Here is a 20,281-nt window from a genome sequence, read left to right on the forward strand (position 1 = left end):
CCTTTGCTGATTTGTTGGATGGCCGCATAAGCAATTTACGGCACCCACTCTTTAGACAATTCATTGTATTTTGGCGCTGGCCTTCAAGGCAAGTAGAAAAAACGCTATCATCCTTGGCAGAAAACCTGCAAGTTTCATTTTGGGCAAAAAAGGAGGGGGAGCATGGTGTCTTCCGTTACCTCATCGGCTGTATAGGCGTAGTTGTGGCTTATATTAGCGGGCAGATCCCTTATCTCATGAGCCATGGGAGTACGGGGCAATCCTCCAATGAGGCACTAGCGCTGATCCTGCTGCCTTTTGCAGTTGCAGGGGCGCTCCTCTTGCTCGTTGTCCGTTTTGTGCATCAGTTGCCCCCGCTAAGGATGGCCACTGCCCGCCCCAGAGCCGATCAAGACCGTTTAGCATTCGGGTTTTGGGTTTGGCTGGGGCTGTTGGCTGTGCCCGACCTCCTGGGCTGGTGGCTGCAGCCGGAGGCCTATCGGCTTACCTTCCGGCCCGAGCATTTGCCAGGCCTGTTGTTGGTCGCGCTGACCCTGCTGTTTGTACAAACCACCACAGAGGAGTACTTTTTCAGAGGGTATCTGATGCAAGGGCTGGCAAAAGCAGGCAACCGCCCCTGGGCAGCAGTAATGGGCTCAGCGCTTGTGTTCGGGCTCCTTCACCTCGGCAACCCGGAGGCCGCACAATATGGGCGTGGCATTATGCTTTTGTATTACGTGGGCTTTGGCCTGGCCTTGTCGGCATTAACGGTGCTAGACCAAGGGGCGGAGCTGGCTGCCGGGGTGCATGCCGCTACCAATTTTTACGGTGCAGTTTTCGTTAGCTACGAGGGGAGCGCGTTAAGCACTGCTAGTTTGGCGCAGGCCGCATCCCTTGAGCCGGCCCGTATGACGGCCCTTGCTCTGGTGTCGGGCGCTATTTTTTTAGCTTTGGCAAAAAGGAGGTATGGGCTGCCTGGGCTCAAAGCGGCCTGGCAGGAGCTGTCCCAGCCCATTGAAACTGGAAAACATAACTATTGACTATATGAAGATTTGGAATGTCCTGTGTTTGCTTTTGCTGACTTCGCTTGCCCTGCAGGCTCAGCCCGATCGCTGGCAGCAGCGTGCCGATTATAAGATGACGATAGACTTTGATGTCAAGAAGCATCAGTTCAAGGGGGAACAGACCTTGGTGTACACCAATAATTCGCCGGATACGCTGGACCGGGTGTTCTACCATCTCTATTTTAATGCTTTCCAGCCCAATAGTATGATGGATGTCCGTTCACAGACTATCAAAGATGCCGACCCTCGGGTGGGCAACCGCATCGGGCAGCTGAGCCCGGATGAGGTGGGTTATCACAAAATCAAGCGTTTGTCTATGGACGGAGAGGCGGTAAGCTTTGAAGTAGTCGGTACAGTGCTGGAGGCTGACCTGCCCAAGCCCATCCTGCCGGGCGCTACCGCAACTTTCGAGATGAGCTTCGATTCTCAGGTGCCCATACAGATCCGCCGTTCAGGGCGGGACAATGCAGAGGGGGTTGCTTATTCCATGGCACAGTGGTATCCCAAAATGGCCGAGTACGACTATCAGGGATGGCACGCCAATCCTTACATCGGCAGGGAGTTTTATGGCATCTGGGCAGATTTTGACGTGACCATCAATATTGATAAGGACTATATCATCGGAGGGACGGGCTACCTGCAAAACCCGGAAGAGATTGGCCATGGCTATGTAGAGGAAGGGAAAGTCAAAAAGCAGAAAGGGAAGAAGTTGTCCTGGCATTTTAAAGCCCCTGACGTCCATGATTTTATGTGGGGGGCCGACCCCGACTACGAGCACACTACTTTTACTCGGGAAGACGGCATGGTCATGCACTTCTTTTTCCAGCCCAATGAAAAGACTTCAGAGAACTGGGCCGCGCTGCCCGGCATTATGGACGAGGCCTTCAGCTTTATCAACAAGCATTACGGGCAGTACCCCTACGAGCAGTACTCTTTCATACAAGGGGGCGATGGCGGCATGGAATACCCTATGGCGACCCTGATCACTGGCGAGCGCAGCCTCCCAAGCCTGGTAGGGGTATCTGTGCATGAGCTTATGCACAGCTGGTACCAAATGTTGCTGGGGACCAACGAGAGCCTCTACGCTTGGATGGACGAAGGGTTCACCAGCTGGGCCTCCAACTACGTCATGAACCATTTGAGGAGCAAAGGGCTGATCCCCGGGCAGGTGTCTGAAAACCCTATGGCCGGCTCTTATATGGGGTACGCCAATTTTTCCCAGAGCGGGCTGGAGGAGCCCCTCAGCGTCCATTCTGACCATTTTCAGACCAATGCGGCCTACAGCGTAGCGTCTTATGTGAAAGGCGCTGTGTTTTTGGAACAGCTCAAATGCATCATAGGGGAGGAGGCTTTGGCTAAAGGCATGCTCCGCTATTTTGATACTTGGAAATTTAAGCACCCTAATGCCAATGATTTTATCCGGGTGATGGAGAAAGTGTCCGGGCTGGAATTGGATTGGTACAAGGAGTACATGGTGAATACCACTCACACGATCGATTATGGCGTCAAAGGTTTTTCTGAGGCCGATGGCGAAGCTGTGGCCACATTGGAGCGCATTGGCCTGATGCCTATGCCTTTGGATGTAGTGGTCGCCAAAACAGATGGCAGCACTATGTCCTTTCACATCCCTCTGCAAATCATGAGGGGGCATAAGCCGCTTGCTGGCGCTACGCTGGCAGAAGATTGGGCCTGGACGCACCCCACCTACGATTTGCCGCTAGGTATCCCCCTTTCTGATGTGAAAGCAGTCCGCATCGACCCGGGCATGAGCATGGTGGATATAGACCGGGCGAATAATGAGCGCGCTCCTGAATAATAATACGATAATGCCCCGGGGGGCTTGCTCCCCGGGCACCAAACTACCATCTGATGCTCTTCAAGCCATTCAGTCAGTTGCCCGCTTTTACCGCTGGGGATGAAACAGAGATACGAGAAGTGTTGCACCCCCACAACGACGGGGTAGCATTTGGCTACAGCTTGGCGCATGCCACACTCGAGCCAGGCCAAGCTTCCTTGCCTCACACTTTGCACGGGCGCTCGGAAACCTACATCATACAGTCTGGGGCGGGCAAAGCGATGATTGCCGGTGAGGAGGTGGAACTTGGGCCTGGCGATACCGTATACATCCCTGCGGGGGCAGAGCAGCACATCCGCAATGTAGGGGACGGCCCGCTCACCTTCTGGTGCATTGTATGCCCGCCTTGGTCGGCTGAAACGGAAGAGGTGCTGCCAAAGGGGCAATGACGATTACAGCATAAACCGGGCCTGGCCCACCAATACCTTACAGTATGGCGCTCATCTTGAACTGCCCGGCCTGCCAGGAGCCAGTTTCTTTAGGCCAAATGCCGGGCACAGACAATGGCTTGTTAGAGTGCCGGGCGTGCGGGCACCGCTATCATATCGAGGGCAAATCCATAGATCCGGACGACCGCTCTTATAAGGCGGTAGCCAGCCCTCCCCCCAATATTGAGGTCGCTGCGCAGGTAGGCCAGCTGAGGATACTCTGTAAACAGCCGGCTTGGCAGAAAGGGGTGCTCCTTGGGGTCACAGCCCTGTTCGTTGGCGGTTATATTTTTGCCTACACCATTAACCCGGCCCAATTCAGCAGCGATCCCTTTATGATCATCTTCACCATTGCTGTGGTGCTGGGGGTCATTCTTTTCAATATCAGTGCGCTACGCAATCAAGAGCTGCTGCTTAAGCAGTATGAGCTGCAGGTGGGCTACACCTGGCCGTCATTTATGAAAAATGCCCGTGTTTTTGACCCCGAGCGGATACTCCAGTTTTATGTAAAAGAGCGGCGGGTAAAATCGGGCAAAAGCACCAAGCTGGTGTTCGATATCATGGCTGCTTTGGAGCAGCAGCCGGGCGGGGTGCAGGTGCTCAAAGGGCTGGGCACCGCACAGGAAGCTTATTTTGTGGAAGGGCAGTTGGAGCGTTTTTATCACCTGAAGGACATTCCTGTGGCAGGGGAGTTCGATACCCGGGCCAAAGCCACTTTTAGCCTGAGCAATGCGGTAGAATTGGTACGGCATATATTCCGCAGCAAATAAAAAAAGCCACCGGGCGCCCGCCCGGTGGCAAAATCATAGCCTGACAACTTAGGATGCACAAACCTTGAGCTGTCAGATTTTCGTAGTAACGCTAAGCGCCCTTCGTCCGTCCGTACCGCTTATGGCCTTGGTGTGCCGTCTAGCATTATCCGTATCGTGGTTGTAGCCTGCCCGTCAAAGCTGGTCTGTATGAAGTACAGCCCGCCCGGCAGGCCGGAAGCATCCCAATCAAGCTGTACCTCCCCACTCCTTGCCTGCTGCTGCATCAGGGTGCGGCCGAGGGCATCTGTGAGCGATAGCGTGGCATCCTGCTGCAGTGGTTGGCCGAAAGCGACAGTGAACCGCCCTTGGCTAGGATTAGGATAGACGTTCATGGTAGTGGCAACGTCCGCATCAGCGCTCCAAGCCTCGTAGGAGGGGCCGGTAGCCTGTAGCAATGAAGCGGGCGAAGCACCGGTGATCTCGACGTGGCTGAACACGCTGGTAGCCGTCAGCCCGGGCCGGCTGGCGTAAGTCGCTAGCCCAATTTCTATACACTGCCCCATAGGGATGAAGAGCTGAGACTTGAGGTAGTAGATGTTGTTGTCGTAGCTCACGTAGGCCCGGAACACATTGCCGGTCCGGGTAAGGCGCAGCCATGGGGAAGGAAGCCCGGCGTAGAGGGCACTCTGCTTAGGCGCTCCTGTCTGGTAGCGCGCAGCCCGCCTCACAACAGTAGAAAGGTTGCTGTACAGGGCGATCATACGGGCATTCGGGTCGCAGTTTTCTCGCATGGTGATGCCGGCAAAGCCGTTTTCTACCTCCTCCAGCTTGGCGGTGATGCTGCCATCTCCACATAGGGAATGGCTGATGAACCCAATCCTGTCAATCGGGCCTGCAGTGGGGTTGATGGCATTGGTGGTAGAAGTATACTCGCCGTCTTCCGCTTGTTCTGCGGTGCAGGGGTCAAAGGTATAGCTGCCCGGTGTGCCGCTCAGGTTGACATCCTTGCCAGTCCAGCCTTCAGGGAGCGCATCTCCTATTTCAACGCTGATGATGGCATCGCAGGAGCTTTGGTTCCCGCTTTGGTCTGTGGCCGTGACGGTCACCGCATAAGTGCCGCCTACTTCGTCGCAGGTGTAAGTCGTAGGGGCAAAGTCGGTTTGTGTAATCGTGCAATTGTCGAAAGAGGCAGCCGGATCGTATACATCAGACAAGATGAGGCTGTATTGACCGTCTGGCTCCAAGAATATGGTTTTGGCAATGCATACCGGCGTGGGCATGATCTCATCCACAACGGTTACCGTAGATTGGCAAGTGGAGCTGTTCCCGTTGTTGTCGGTGACGGTAAGGGTAACGGTATTTGCATTGAGGTTGCTGCAGCTGAAGCTGGTTTTGGAAAGCGCAATGGAAGCAATGCCACAGGCATCATTGGAGCCATTGTTAATCGCTTCAGCTGTGGTTGATGCCATGCCATTTGCGTCAAGCGAAATAAGGGCCGGCCGGCAAAGCGCTATAGGCGCAACGGTGTCAATGACCTGTATGACAGCGATCTCCGTATCCATATTGTCGGCTGCGTCTTGTACGGTCAGGGTGACACTCTGCTCGCCTACATCGGAACAGTTGAACGTGGTTTTGCTCAAGGACAGGCCAGTGACCTCACAGTTGTCCGTAGAGTTGTCGTTGACATCTTCTGGCGCAAGGGTGGCATTGCCATCGGCATCAAGGTAAAGGTCGAACGTCTTGGTTTTAGCCACAGGCACCCCTGTGTCATTGAGCGTGAAAGACACCTCGTAATCGTCTTCATTGCAGCGGTTGTCACTGCCCATCCAAGCATATACTGGACTGCCGAGGTCGCTGCAATTGTAGGTGCTGAACTGTCCTTCCGGGATGGTGGCCCCCCCGCCGTCAGCATCAATAAAGGATTGCAGGAAATTGTCGTAGTTCACTTGTACTTCCGTACCGCTAAGGTTGATGGTACGGTCGCTGAGGTAACTGGCGACCGGGGCGCTGTCGTCCGGCTGAAGATTGAAACTGTTGCCGGTAATGTCTTCAAAAGCATCATCAGTAATGGGGAAAGTCTCGTCGTAAACATCAAAAGAGATCGGCGGAGCATCTAGGTCCTCATCTATGGCCGCAAAGGGAAAGGACGCCCCATCGATTTCTATTTCAGTACAAAGATCCGTAAAGGGCACACAGATCTCCTCATCGATAGCAGCAATAGTGATTTCTCCACTGAGGAGCTCAATGCCGACCGAGAATGTGATCTCTTCAGAAATTTTGGTGGTCATCATATCATTGACCATGACAAATTTCGGGGTCACAGCGGTCAATACGGGCGCCCCATCGGGGTATTTTACCCGGAGGGTATTCCCCGCTTTGATGGTAATGGTGCTGCTAGCTGTGCCTGAGTTGACAATGGCATTGGTGGTCCCATCCCGTTCTTCATATTGCATGGGCTGGCTCAGGGCAAACTGTATATCTACTTCCCCTTCGAAGCTGACTTCCTGGATTTGCTCTACTTCCATGCCAAGCGGGATGTTGAAAATAGTGAACTCCCCGCTAGCCAGCCCCAGGTTTACACTGGCCGACAACGGCACGCCTGTGATGTATTGTTGGAAATTCAGCGGGCTGAACTCCAAGTCGATGAATGTTTTGGACGAGGTTTCCGACAGCTTTTTATTATCGTAGCTGTCCGCGCCATCTTCAGCAAATGGGTTGTCGAGGGTGCCTTCAAGGAAAATGTAATCGCTTATGAAAGAGGGTATCGTAATCGGGAATTCAGAAGGGATAGTCCCTGTGGGGTCGTCTATGCCTGCAAAAGTCCAAGGCCAGGTAATGCCATCGTTGGTATTGAGCCTGAAAAAAGGGTTCTCCGCTACAGCAGCCAGGCTAGTCCAGTTGTTGTTATCGGCCATTTCAAAGCCTTCTGGCGTTGCGGTAGTATTCCCTCCAATGCCGAAAGCAGTGCCGGATAGTGTTTTGGTGCCGAGCTCAAACTCCAGTGTAGGGGGCGTAACGGTGAGGTTGTGCCCATTGCCGCCGGAGCAGGATGTGGAGATGCTGATCCAGTCGTTGCAACCATAAGAGCGGTCGTCGGGGTACTGTATCTGCACATCGACCGGGTAGGTGATGTCAACTGCCCCACCGGTCAGTTCATTGAGCTTGTAGTAAGCGTTGAACCCCAAGCCGGCCTTAGCTACAAATACGCCAAGGTTGCCGGGGTCTACAGCTGCAAAAAAGCTTGCATCGTTTTCCAGCAGGAACTGTTTGCTGAAATCCACCCCTGCCGGTGTGCCGCCATTGGTTTCGAACAAGCTTTGGCCAGACACCTGAAAAGACGGGCTATAGGCTGCAGTCTGCTGCCCAAACGCAGGTGCAGCTCCCCCAAAGATGGCTAGTGCTAGGATTAAAAGGTAAAAATGTCTCATGGTATTACCATTGTTTAGTGAAGGAAATTTGTAGCGGTGGGCACACCATTGGCTGCCAACGACGGTGCGGTCAGAGGCATGCCCTAAAACAGACAATTTTGTGGGGGTAGGAAGGGGGGGATTGCGCAGGGCTCAGTTGCCTGCGGTCAGAGGTTGTGTTTCATGGTTTTATGGATCAGCTCGGTTTTGGACGATACTTCCAGTGTGCTGTAGATTTTTTTGATGTGAGACCGGACGGTATCCAAGGATATGAACAGCTGATTGGCGATATCCTGATAGCTCAAGCCATCCAATATCCCTTGCACAATCTGATGCTGCCGGGGGGTAAGTTGATGGATAGGGGATTGAGCAGGGGAAAAATGCTCAACCACCTTTCTGGCAATGGAGGGGGACATATATGAGCCACCACGCTGCACCACTTTTAGGGCTTCTGCTATATTTGCCAGGCTCGTCTGTTTGGACAGGTAAGAGGTGGCGCCCATCCTGAGGGCTCTGAAAATAGAGGCGGTATCCTCAAAGGTAGTCAGCATGACGATGTCAACCTTAGGCAAAACACCTTTGATCCAAGGGATGCCGTTCAGGCCAGACATGCCAGGCAGCTGAATATCCAAGAGCAAGGCATCAGGCATTTGCTCCGGCTTCAATATTTTGATCTCGGAGAGGAAGTCTTCTACCGAGGGGGCACTGCAAACTATTTTGAAAGCGCCCTCTGCTTCCAGGTACAAGCGGAGGTTCTCGCGTATAACCGGCTCGTCTTCAATAATAGCTAGTCGATTAGGTGTCATAGTGCGAATATATGGATGTATTTTAGGCTGCTCATCACATGAAAATGTGGTTTTGTCGGTCTGCGGCTTGATGGCTTTACGCCAAAATAGCACAATGATCCGTTTTCGTGCTGCTCAGGCTGCAAGCAATTGTGTAGCGGTATATCTGGCAGAGGAAGCTCGCCCCCTTTACGGCTGTGCGCCAGGAATGCCCAACCGGCCCCCTGGCGCACAAGCTAAGACAACAAACAGGGCGCAAAGCAGGTTACAGTCCTTTTGGGGCCTGCCCCTGCCTTGAGGGCAGGTGCCGCTATGCTACGGGGCTCGCTGTCCGCTCGGCCTTATCAGGCCTGCCGCCCCTTCGCAGCGCTAGGCCAATGCCAGGCTAAAGCCCGAAAAGTATCAAGGCCTGCGATGTTTTGGTTTGTGCCCTACGGGCTTACTCTACGACAGCCCGCAGGGTATGCTGCCCAACGTTTAAAAGATAAAGCCCGGAAGGAAGGGGCGGGCCTTGGTAGTGCCAGACCTCTGCGCCTGCTGCAATCTGCGCCCTATGCAGGCTTTTGCCGTTAGGGCTGAGCAGTTCAACGATAGCAGGGGAAGATAGTGGCTGTTGGAAATACAGGGCGAATGCCCCACGGCTGGGGTTGGGGGCAATGGCAGGTGCACCGGCCTTCTCATCGAGGCCGTTAGGGCTCCCCAATGAAAGGCTTGGCGTGCCTTGTATGCCCTCAGGTGGGCTTTGCCTGCCTTTTTCCGGTTCAGGTGCAGAGAGCTGCTGCCCGTTGGTTTCGATAGAAACACTGTGGAATTCAGCGCTGGCAGTCTTCCCGGGGCGTTGGGCGAACACAGCCAGCCCAACCTCCGCACATTCGTCCAGGGGCAGGGCTATCTGCGTGAGCAGTTGGAATTGGGCCCCATCGAAGCTGCGGTACATGCGTACCAGTTGCCCTTGCCGCTGCAGCCGCATCCAACCGTTCGGGCTGCCTAAGTGGAGGGCAGAAATTTTTGCCCCCCCAGTGGTTAGGCGGGCCTCCCGGCGGTAGGTTGCTCCCCCAGAAGTGAACATCCCCGCAAATTTGCTCCCGGATGCGGTGCTTTCTCTTACCACCAAACCGGCCTGGCCATTTTCTGCCCCCACCACTTGAGCAGTGATGGTGAAGTTGCCGCAAATAGGCTGCAGGGCTGCCCCAAGGTGGTCTTGTGCCCCGCTGCCAGGATTGAGCGCTTTGGTGGACAAAAAGAAATCTTCCCCACTGCTGCAAGGGAAGAAAGCGGCCTGCGTACTGGGCGCATTGCCAATGATGGCCTGCTGCCAAGGCTGTGGGAGCTCCTCTACAGGAGCCGTGTCTATCGCCACAGATACTGTGCCCGAATAAATGGCAGCTCCGCCTGCTGAATAATTAGCTAGCCGGTAAGCGCCTGCTTGGCTTGCCCAAATAGGGTAGGGGCTCGCAGAAAACACCTGCCCGTCCCGTTCCCATAGCCACCCTTCCCCGCTGAAAGTGGCAGACAACAGCACACTGTCGCCAGGGCATAGCTGTATTTCTCCGCTCATAGATAGCTCGGCTGAGGGGGCGGGCTCATCAAAGCTCCAGCCCTGCGGCTGCAGCACAAAGAAGCCATTAGATATATCTGTAGCCAAAATCCTGCCTGAAGGCAGAAATGGGTATACCCCCCAACAGCCCCGGAACCCTTGGTAATTGGCATGCTCTGGGTAGGTGTCGTACCAAGCTACCTGCTGAATATGTTCAGGGTCTGACAAATCAAACACCTGCACCCCGTCGTGATAATAGGAGACCACAGCATATCGGCCTCTGATGAATGGGTTGTGGGCAATGGAGTTGGTATGGGCTGGCGCAAGCAGCTCTGACTTGAATAAGGAAGTGACCTCCATATCCTGCAAGTTGCTGACATCTACTGCTTTCAGGCTGCGCCCAAAAGTCTCATCTGCAAAAATGAGCAGCTGGCTGTCCTCGGTCAGCCAGCTCGAGTGGTTGTAGCCCTGCTCTGGATAGTTGGTCATTGTGCCCAGGGGGATTGGAGAAGCCGGCTGCGAAAGGTCATAGACCGCCAGCCCTAGGAACCCATGGGAGCAGTACGCAATGTGGTTGCGCACAAAAATATCGTGGATGTAACCGCCTTCTGGCAGAACAGGGTCAGCTAATAAGGTAGGGCTGGCGGGGTCGGCGTTCAGGTCAAAAATGATGACCCCGTTTGGGCGGGTATTAGAGCCTGCAACATACAGGCGCCCCTGTGCTTCATCTACAAAGAGGTTGTGGGCACGCGAAAAAACGGCATTAGACTGATAGACTTTGGTGACGCTGCCTGGCAGGCCGCTCAGATCATAAACGACGAGCCCGCCATTGCCTTGGTCAGCAGTGCCATAAGCGTAGTGCCCGTATGTTTTGTAGTCCCGCCAGATACTGGAAAACCCCTCATCGAAGCGGGCGGCCTCGCGAAGCCCTTCCGGGCTGTCGAGCTCAAAAAACAAGGTGTAGCGGGCTGACCCGGCTATGCCGTATTCCCGGCCTCCGGTATCGGTATATCCCCATACATCGTTGTAGCGGATACCGCTGGTAGAGGGCAGGCTGGGGTCGTGCCAGCGGCCTGCCTGACTGATATTGAGGCTGTCTTGGCTGTACAAGGGCACAAGGAGCAATAAGGAGAAAAGGGCGAGTGTTAGTCGGCGCATATCTGAATGATTTAGTGTAGTCGTTGAATAGGCCGGCAGCCATATAGCGGAAAGCCAAGCTGATACTGCAAGTGTTTTGTCTTTCGGTTCAACAAATTAGCAATAAGCAGGCAAAAATGCTAGCAGCCGGAGGTAGGCAGCCCAAACCAAAACGGGGCTTATTGGGCAAGGGGGATGCTCACTTTGATATGGAAGCCGCCATCCCGGCTTATTTCAACGGCCCCGCCTACCTGTTGGGCCCGCATTTTTATATTGTCCAGCCCTAGCCCAGTAGGCGGAGTTGACGGCTTAGCCTGTGGCTGCCCGTCGTCAGACAAGGTAGCGTAAATGGTGTGGTTGGTCTTCCACAGGGCCACATGGAAACTGCTAGCTCCGGCAGCATGCTTGGTAAAGTTGGAAAGTGCCTCCTTGAAGATGAGGTAAATGGCTTGCCTGACCTGAGCCTGTAGGGCAGTATTGGGGGGGAACCCTTCAGTTTTTAGGCTAAACTTGAGTGCGGACCCTGACAGTACGTCCGCAGCTTGTTCGCGCATCCGGTCCACCAAGTCTTCGATACGGTCCCGCCTGGAATCGATAGACCAGACCAGGTCGCGCATCCTGCCATGTGCTTCGAGGCTCATCCTCCTGATGCGTTCAAGCTGTGCATCCCCCTTTAAGAGCTGATTGAGCTGCATGACTTCTGTTTGCATGGCAATGCCGGCGAGCAGCCCCCCTACATCATCGTGCAGATCGCTGGCAATGCGGGTCCGCAGGGCCATGAGCTGCCGCATCTGGTTGAGGCGGTATTGGTACAAAGCCCAGACGCCCCCAACCAACAACAGGCAGAGCAATGCCCAAAACCAAAGTTCCTGATAAAAAAAAGCCCGTACCTCTAGCCCAATCAAGATGGGCTCAGACCACTGCCCCCTAACATTAGCCCCCTTGATGTGCAACTGATAACTGCCCGGGGGGAGATTGTTGAAAATGAGCTCGCTGCGGCTGCCAATGCTGTTCCAGCCCCGGTCATAGCCTTCTAGGAAATAGGCAAACCTGTTTTTCCCCGGATCGGCAAAATCGGAAAGCCCATACTCCAGCTTAAGGTAGCGGTTCTTTGCTGGGAGGGTGATGTTTTTTATCTCGTTCACATTGCTGGCCTGCGTCACGACCTCTCCCTTCTGTTGCTGGTAGCAACTGATTGAGGATAGGAAAAGCTGGGGGAGGGCCCGTCGGCCTAGTAGCGCTTGGCCATCCACAATATTGACGCCATCTATACCACCGGTAAGGATGAGCCCCTCTGGCCCTTTGAGAAAGGCGAACCTGTTGAACTCTGCATTGCTGAACCCGTCATTGGTGTAGAAATTGGTGAAAGCTTTTTCTTCAAAGCTGTAAAAGCTGAGCCCGTTGAAAGTGGGCAGCCACAGCCCGTTCAACAGGCTGTCGGGGATGACCCCGCACACGTTATTGTCGGGCAGCCCATCTTGCATGCTCAGCTTTTGAACCTTCCCCGTAGCCATATCGTATTGGATAAGCCCTTCGCCTGCTGTCCCCGCCCATAAGGTGCCGGCAGGATGCTCTTCAAGCACAAGTATACGGCTGTCCAGGCCTTCCTTTTCTACCCGGGCTGGCATCGGCGAGGGCTGCCGGGGGTCAAAGGAGAATAGCCCAACCGAAGTGCCTAGGTGTATTTTCCCATCAGAGGTCAGACAGAGGTAGTTTACATCAATGTTTTCTAAAACCCCTTTGGCCGCAGCAAGGGTAGTAAAGCTGCCTGTAGCAGGATCGAAGGACATCAGGGTAGAGGTCCCTGCAAGCCAAATCCTATCGTCAGGGCCTCGGCTCATGCATTCGATCCGGTAGGGAGCAGGGTACACTACCGCAGAATCAGCCGCAGGATAGTACCGGATAAGGTACCCCCTGGGCACATCTGGCGGGATGTGCAGTTGGTAGGCTGCGCCCCAAAAGCTGCCATCATCTGCAGGCAGGAAGTTGCGGGAAAACTTTGGTGGGTTGAGGTCTTTCGCCCCATTGGCGAATGCTGCCGGCCGGACTTCCTCCAGGCTAGGCAAAGCGTTGTCGGGGGCAATAGCTTCTTGGCTGATGTACCAGCCTTTACGTTCCGTGCTCAATAATAAGCGCCCGGCAGCGGTAATGGCCATGCCCCTGATAGAAGTAAGCGGAGACATGCCCGAAAGCAGCTGCGTGACAGCTGGCTTATCCGGGCTCATCCGAGCAACCCCTTGCCATGAGCCCAAGAAGATTTCCTGGCGGAAGTTGCGCCCTACTACAAAAAGGACTTCGCCAGGGGCTGGCATCGGAAGGGGCTCCCACTGCTGTCGGTTTTGTAAAACATAGCGGGTTTGCTCGGTTGTGCGGGACTCGGTCTTGAATATGATGTGGCTTTGCTGGTCTTGGTAGGCATAGGTCACCTCTACATCAGCGAACAGCCCGCTCGGCTTGAAGCTGCCCTCGGCCGTGTCATATTTGAACAGCCCTGTCTGCCCATGAAAGGTAGTCCAGACTGTGCCCATAGCGTCTACTGCTACAAACTGGCATAGTATCGGCTGGGGCTGCCCTTTGCCAGGCTTCGCAAAATGTGAAGCACCAAATTGCTTTTCCAACTGGTACTTGCCGGCAGCCTGCTCCCGGAGCAAAAACATCCCTTGCTCGCGGTCGTGAAGCCAAAACTTCCCGCCCAAGCCTTTTGCCAGGCGGAACCTCGGGCTGTTAAGGTCGTTCATTTCAGGGATGGTGTGCCGCTGCCCTTCCCAGCGCCAGCGGAGCTGTAGGCCATCGGCGGTCAGCTCGAGCAGGCAAAAGGATTGCCCATTTTCTGCTACCAAAAATATAGTCTGGTCTGGCATCTGCTGCACGGCGCGCAGTATACCGCCCCCTGGCACAGCACCTGACACTGAAAGCCTCGAAACGGTTTCTGTTTGGGGGCTGAACAATTCTATTTCGGTTGGCCCGTTTATCAGCAGCAGCTGTTGTTGTGCGGTCTGGAATAAAAACCGGATGAAATTGTTTTGGAAAAGGCTGTCCCCTTCAGGTGAGCTGCGGTAGGTGCGCAAGCGGTAACCGTCGAAGCGGCAAAGGCCATTGTCGGTGCTGATCCACATAAATCCGTTCGGGCCTTGTACCAAGCCCGTGATAGACCTGCCCGGGAGCCCGTTCTCATAGGTGATCAGCTGTTCAAAGGAACTGGCTTGTGCATTGCTGCCTGTTGGCGTTTTTGCCAAGAGCAAAAGAGCTAGTATAGGAGTTAAAAAGTGTTTGTTCAAAGTGCCTCGTTTTGGGCTGACCGTTACCGTCTAAAGATAATTATACTCGTCGAATATTGATAAGGAAAAGCCGAAATTAGCCCTACGTTTTCAGCCCAATAGACATTGTCGGGCGGTGGTGAAACATTGCTTAAAACGGAAGGTCTATCTCGGGCTGCTCAGAGGATAAAGGTTGCCTGATGTGTGTCATTAATACAAGCAAACCGACATGGTGTCATTTTTTTGCCAAATGTGATAAAATATATTTTTTTATTTTGATGTGTTTTTAACAAAAAAGTTTACGGTGAAAGTACTAATGTTTGAGTTTTTTCTCTCTTTTTTGCGAGTTGATTGTCTGTTAGGTGAAATATGCCTATCATTGTAGCAAAGTTGATCAAATGCATCAAGGTGCAATTGCAACTTCCTCACAATCGCGACAAGCAAATTAAATAAGCCTGTGCCCATCTTGTCGCTCCGCACTTAAATAAAAAGCTCCTTACATTTTCGGTGCCTACAACATTTTGCAGTCAGCCAAAGGCTGTCCGCAAGTTGTCCCAACTTCAGCTGCTCGGATTGTAGATTGCAGCCACCCTAAAGCGTTACTGAATATCCCCCATTTCCTAAGCCATTGGCAAAAGGAAAAGATGGTTTTGCACCTCAGCAGCCAGCAACTGCTGCATGCTGAGGCGGCTTGCCGTGCAAGAATGACACTAAACGTCATCAACCAATATCCTTAATATGAAAACAATGTTCAAACAAACACTGGCAGTGTTCGTGCTGCTGATGAGTGCCTTCTGGGCACGTGGGCAAGATGCCTACGTAAATCCAACGGGCACTTGCGCAGGCGGTACGCCCTGCTTTTCCACCATTCAAGCCGCAGTGGATGCTGCTTCCGTAGGCAATGTCATACAAGTAGAAGCAGGCACCTACGTTGAATCGGTCATCATTGACAAAAGCCTCGATCTGCGAGGCGCTCAGTTTGGCAACGGGCTAAGTGGGCGCTCATTCGGCGGTGCTATGGAATCCACTATTGTAGCGCCTTCTGGGCAAAATGCGATCACCACACCACCGAGCGGGGCCAATGATCTATCGATCCGCGGCTTTAGCTTCACTTCTGCCGGAGGCGATGGCGGAGGGGTGAACATGGCGGGCCTGGCCGACAACCTTTTCGTCGCTGAAAACCTGTTCAGCGGCTTTACCGACCGTTTGGCTTTCTCGCCAAGCGCAGGCTCATCAGGCGTTACCTTCATGCGCAATTCCGTTGCCAATGCTTATGCCGGGGCATATTTCCCCAATGGCGCAAGCGGCTTGGTCTCCATGAACATCATCACGGGCCTGGCAGGCGGTGCTGGCGCCGGCGACCGCGGCTCGGCAGTAGTCCTGGAAGGCAGCAGCCCCAATGTTTCGGTCGTGAACAATACCCTTACGGGAAATGAAACAGGGGTGTTCGTTTTTAGCTCAGCGCTGGCTGGCGGGGCAGATAACCTTACAGGCACTACCGTCTTCAACAACGATCTTTCGGGCAATGCTACATTTATTGCGAATAACCGCTCTGTCCCGCTTAGCGCTACCTGCAATTGGTATGGCTCTGCAGATGCGGCGGCCATCAATGCAGGGCTTGCCGGTGATGTGGTTTTCACGCCTTTCCTTGCTAATGGAACAGATGATGATCCCGCTACACCTGGCTTTCAGGCGGTGGCAGGCAGCTGTACAGGCGTAGGCCCAGTGGCCAACCTTACACAAGGGCTCAATTATCTGACCATTCAAGCCGCAGTGGATGCTGCCGCCTCTGGCGAGGTGATCGAGGTATCTGCTGGGACGTACAACGAGAATGTGTCCATTGACAAAGCCCTGACGTTACAGGGTGTTGGCAACCCCACTATCCAAGGGGCAGACAACCCTGCAACACTGGGCACCATCTTCATCCGCCCCAATGTGAATAACGTAACTGTCTCCGGCTTCACCATCATCGGTTATGATACTGCTAACCCTGGGCTGGAGGAAGCAGCGGTTTACCTTCAGGGCGATCACGACAACATCCAAATCCTGAATAATACCCTCACTGCTAATGGCGAGGCTGCCTTTTTGGAGGAGTTTGGTGGTTCGAATACCAACCTGGCCATCACCGGCAATACGATTGACGGGCAGACTTTCGTTGGCACGCCAGGGGGCTGTGGCTTTGGCAGTCAGTTCACCACCCCTAATGTCCCTAGGCAGTTGGTCGTCATTCAGGGCGGCACAGATTCGAATATCACTTTTTCTGACAACAGTGTGACAGGTATTACCGGTGCCGCAACCCCCGGCAATGTGCCGCCTTGCGATGCAGTAGGGCAAGGGAATACCGCCGTAACCATCGATGCCGATAACGTCCTTATTTCGGGCAACACCTTCGCAGCTACGCTCGCGCGCTTTGGCACACAATTGCGCACTCGTGGCACCGCCACAAGCATTTCCGGCAATACTATTGACAACACTAACAGCATAGGCGAGGCGAGCACTTTTCAGTTCATCGGCCCCAACACCCTCACAGGGGCTGTTCCCGATAATGCAGCAGATATGCTTGACGGGAACACCTATACGCCCGGAGATGTCGGCTTCATCGTCAGCGGAGGCTCCATCACCGTGTTTACCTGCCCTGTCCTTGCTGCCCCGGCAGCGGCGGCGGTATCCAAGTCGTTTTGTGAGGGGGCTGCAGCAGCAGACCGCCGCATTTCTGTCTCTGACGCCTTGACCGCTGATCAGGCGGTAGTGTGGGTGCTTCAGAGTGCGCCTTTAGATGCTGGCTACACCACAGGGGAGGAGTTCTCGCCTTGTAGCGGAAACTTCAATGATGGGCAGGTTTTCCTTTCGGGCACCACCCGCCGTACTATCCGCCTGGAAAGCGGTGCACCGGCAGGTACTTATGTCTTTAAAGCAAAAATCGTCAATTGCCTTACGGGCTGCGAAAGCCCGCTGAGCGCAGCGGATTTCACCCTGGAAAAGTTCGAGGCGCCAGAACTGGTCTTCACCGCCGACCCCAATGGCGATATTTGCCTTGGCGATGAGGTCATGTACGATGCCACGCTGTCCGAAAAAGGAGGTGGGCCTTACGCTTTCAGCTGGGGCGCATACAACAATGGAACAGGCGCGGGCACCCGCTTTACGGGAGGCTTCTCGCCCGATAATGCCGCAGAGGACGTAACCCGCAGTTGGACTTCTTCCACAGGTGCCAAATCTGTAGATGTCATGGCGAGCAGCGCAACGCCTGGCTGCGAGGTGACCTCCCCGCTATACAGTTTTGCGGTCAACCCCAACCCTTCTGCCCCGGCGATTGGTGTGCAGGACAAGACTTTTTGCCATGGAGACCCCACGGTTTCCCCAAACCTTGCCGGTACAGGTGTCAGCGTTTCGGGTCCCTTGGGCACTGGCGAAAAAGTGGTGTGGGTGCTCACTGCAGTGCCTTCCAACAGTGACCTCTCAGTAGGCGATGAATTTACGACCGACAACTGTGGCGACCCCTTCAAAAACTTTGGCGAACTGGCAGTAGCTAGTACCTCTCGGGTTATCCGAGTGAACAGCAGCGCTCCGCAAAATGGCTTGGGCGAAGACATCTTCGGGGCTTATAGGTTTACCGCAGTAGTAGAAAACTGTGCGACAGGCTGCCGGTCTACGGAGGTAGGTGCATTCAGCATTACCATTAATGAGCGCCCAGAGCTTATGTTGCCCAATTTCTCGCCCACGGTATGCAGCGATGCTGTGCTGGGCTCCAACTTCACAGCCTTCATGAGCGCCAACAGTGTGCCATTTTCTACCGTGGATGTATTGGGGGCAACCCCTGATCCAAGCCTGACGCCTGCCGCTGGCTCGCCAACAACTGGCACTAGCCTGCAGCCCGATGCAGTGGCAGGTGATGCCTACACCAACCTCACAGCAGGTGGCCGCAACGTGGCCTATAGCATTGTCCTTAACGGGGATAACGGCTGTACCTCTGACCCTACTGATTTTACCTTCCGTATCTTGGGCGAGCCTATTTTGAGCCCTGCATTGGATGAAACCGTTTGCAGTAATGATCCTGCCGGCATAATGCTCTCTTTGGCGTCAGCCGGTTTCCAAACCGCTACAGGATATAACATCATCAGCATCACCCCTGAAGCAGGCTTGTTGCCTGGCGCTGGCAATGCTGTAGTAGGAGCTGGACAGGCAGCTGATGCAATTGCTGCTGATACTTGGGAGAATCAGGGCACTACGCCCCTCACGGTGACTTACCGTATTGCGCCCGAGCGCGCAGGCCCCGCAGCTTCTGTCTGTGAAGGGGATGCCGTGGATGTGGTCCTGACCGTCCTGCCAGTACCTGACATCACGATCAATTCGTTTGCTGGAAACCCATTCGGTGCGGTATGTGTAGGTGATGAGGCCCGTTTTTTAGCATCTCCGCCTGCTACCCCTGCGCCTGGCGTACAAACTTATGCTTGGAGTTTTTCCGGCAGCCCCGTTGTTAACGATTACGGGCAGACTGCAGCGGATAATACTACCCGTCGGAATCAGGGCGCAGTATACACCGCTGCCGATGCTGTTCTGCAAACGGTAGACCTCACCGTAACTTACCTCAATGGCTGCACAACGGATGCGCCAACGCATAACATCATGGTCAATCCACTGCCCGACGTTCAGATCGTGCAAGCAGGCGGTAACCCATTCGATGTGGTATGCTCCGGTGAGCAAGGCGTTTACCTCGCTAATATCAACAACCCTGCTCCCGGTGGTAATGTCAACCGGTATGCCTGGAGCGTTATGCCTGCTGCAGGTGTCACCATTTCTGGCGCTGGCCAATCTGCAGATGTCAGCGGCCGGCGGCGGGTGCTCATCGACTTTCCTGCCAACACAGGCAGCTCTCCAATGCTGTACACGGTGATGCTGGAACTCGAGGATGCCAATGGCTGTGTGAATACAGCTTCGCAAACTGTAGAAGTATTGCCGCTTCCAATGATAACTTGCCCCGCGCCTATCGTAGTCGCTACGTCTAATAACGGTAGTGGCGACTGTGAAGCGTTGGCTTCTTGGATTGCACCTGCTGATGTTGCAGGCGCTTGCATGCCGCGTACGCTGTCTTATACCATCGATGGAGGCACGCCCATTACAACTGCCGAAGGTGCTATGAATATGGCAACCCTGGAGGCGGGTGTCCACTTAGTCGAGTACAGCCTTTCTGACGGCAACAGCAATATAGCTGCCTGTGATTTCACCATCACAGTAGAGGACGATGAAAAGCCATCGAGCATTGCACTGCCAGATTTGACCTTTACGACTTCCACAGATATGGCAATCTGCCCTGGCAACGCCATGACCAGTTTGGTCGTGGATCAAAGCACGCCGGTCGCTACCGCAGCCGACAACTTCACCTTCACGGTGCACGGCGTGACGGTCAATGGCCCTTCCGGAATCACTGACAATTGCAGCGATCCTGCCGATATCAATATTTTTGTCTGGAACATTCAGGAGGTTTCAACAGATCCTTCAGAGCGTATTTTCAAAGTTTTCTTCCGTTACTTCGATCAAGCTGGCAACTGGCGTCAGCGCGGTCAGGAGTTTACCATTGTTGATGATACTAGGCCATCGAGCATTGCACTGCCAGATTTGACCTTTACGACTTCCACAGATATGGCAAGCTGCCCTGGCAACGCCATGACCAGCTTGGTCGTGGATCAAAGCACGCCGGTCGCTACCGCAGCCGACAACTTCACCTTCACGGTGCACGGCGTGACGGTCAATGGCCCTTCCGGAATCACTGACAATTGCAGCGATCCTGCGGATATCAATATTTTTGTCTGGAACATTCAGGAGATTTCAACAGATCCTTCAGAGAGTATTTTCAAAGTTTTCTTCCGTTACTTCGATCAAGCTGGCAACTGGCGTCAGCGCGGTCAGGAGTTTACCATTGTTGATGATACTCCTCCTGTCATTGTATGCCAAGACATCACCATTGAGCTTGACGCTAATGGAGAGTATATGATTGCTAATGATGAAGCATTGATCAGTCTTTCTGACAATTGCACAATCCCTAATGGCCCCTTCACAGCTGGCGGCCCACCACAGCGCATGTT

The 20,281-nt window shown here is 54.0% G+C and carries 9 protein-coding genes; 5 read left to right on the plus strand and 4 right to left on the minus strand.

Going from position 1 to position 20,281, the window contains the following annotated elements; all coding sequences use genetic code 11:
• Nucleotides 1–113 precede the first annotated feature (113 nt).
• The 4 genes from FRY97_RS20320 to FRY97_RS20335 are packed head-to-tail and all read left to right on the plus strand — an operon-like array spanning nt 114 to nt 4,096.
• Nucleotides 114–1,019, plus strand: a complete 906-nt coding sequence (locus FRY97_RS20320) for a CPBP family intramembrane glutamic endopeptidase (protein WP_147169458.1) — start codon at nt 114–116, stop codon at nt 1,017–1,019.
• Nucleotides 1,020–1,023: 4 nt separating this feature from the next.
• A complete protein-coding gene (locus FRY97_RS20325) occupies nt 1,024–2,859 on the plus strand; it encodes a M1 family metallopeptidase (protein WP_147169459.1) in 1,836 nt (611 codons plus the stop codon).
• Nucleotides 2,860–2,912: 53 nt separating this feature from the next.
• Nucleotides 2,913–3,287, plus strand: a complete 375-nt coding sequence (locus FRY97_RS20330) for a cupin domain-containing protein (protein WP_147169460.1) — start codon at nt 2,913–2,915, stop codon at nt 3,285–3,287.
• 44 nt (nt 3,288–3,331) lie between these two features.
• The gene (locus FRY97_RS20335) at nt 3,332–4,096 is read left to right on the plus strand and encodes a hypothetical protein (protein ID WP_147169461.1); all 765 of its coding nucleotides are present in this window, start codon (nt 3,332–3,334) and stop codon (nt 4,094–4,096) included.
• Between the two features lie 119 nt (nt 4,097–4,215).
• On the opposite strand, the gene FRY97_RS20340 is transcribed toward FRY97_RS20335, so the two are convergent.
• The 4 genes from FRY97_RS20340 to FRY97_RS20355 all read right to left on the minus strand — a co-directional run bounded on the left by FRY97_RS20340 (nt 4,216) and on the right by FRY97_RS20355 (nt 14,222).
• Complete coding sequence (locus FRY97_RS20340) at nt 4,216–7,506, minus strand: T9SS type A sorting domain-containing protein (RefSeq protein ID WP_147169462.1); 3,291 nt, start codon at nt 7,504–7,506, stop codon at nt 4,216–4,218.
• 146 nt (nt 7,507–7,652) lie between these two features.
• Entirely contained in the window at nt 7,653–8,291 is a 639-nt protein-coding gene (locus FRY97_RS20345) for a response regulator (protein WP_147169463.1), read from the minus strand.
• Nucleotides 8,292–8,709: 418 nt separating this feature from the next.
• Nucleotides 8,710–10,965: a choice-of-anchor B family protein gene (locus FRY97_RS20350; RefSeq protein WP_147169464.1), complete on the minus strand. Its 2,256-nt coding sequence runs from the start codon at nt 10,963–10,965 to the stop codon at nt 8,710–8,712.
• A 158-nt stretch (nt 10,966–11,123) separates the two neighbouring features.
• A complete protein-coding gene (locus tag FRY97_RS20355; RefSeq protein ID WP_147169465.1) occupies nt 11,124–14,222 on the minus strand; it encodes a sensor histidine kinase in 3,099 nt (1,032 codons plus the stop codon).
• A gap of 717 nt (nt 14,223–14,939) precedes the next feature.
• Here FRY97_RS20355 and FRY97_RS20360 point away from each other — a divergent pair.
• Nucleotides 14,940–20,281: hypothetical protein (locus FRY97_RS20360; protein ID WP_170254791.1), on the plus strand; the 5,342-nt coding region annotated here is incomplete at its 3' end.

The sequence above is a fragment of the Phaeodactylibacter luteus genome, from assembly GCF_007993045.1.
Lineage (GTDB): Bacteria > Bacteroidota > Bacteroidia > Chitinophagales > Saprospiraceae > Phaeodactylibacter > Phaeodactylibacter luteus.

Coding starts and splice junctions, on each gene's coding strand:
- FRY97_RS20325 (WP_147169459.1), top strand. CDS start 1,024: ATGAAGATTTGGAATGTCCTGTGTTTGCTTTTGCTGACTTCGCTTGCC.
- FRY97_RS20330 (WP_147169460.1), top strand. CDS start 2,913: ATGCTCTTCAAGCCATTCAGTCAGTTGCCCGCTTTTACCGCTGGGGAT.
- FRY97_RS20335 (WP_147169461.1), top strand. CDS start 3,332: ATGGCGCTCATCTTGAACTGCCCGGCCTGCCAGGAGCCAGTTTCTTTA.
- FRY97_RS20340 (WP_147169462.1), bottom strand. CDS start 7,506: ATGAGACATTTTTACCTTTTAATCCTAGCACTAGCCATCTTTGGGGGA.
- FRY97_RS20345 (WP_147169463.1), bottom strand. CDS start 8,291: ATGACACCTAATCGACTAGCTATTATTGAAGACGAGCCGGTTATACGC.
- FRY97_RS20350 (WP_147169464.1), bottom strand. CDS start 10,965: ATGCGCCGACTAACACTCGCCCTTTTCTCCTTATTGCTCCTTGTGCCC.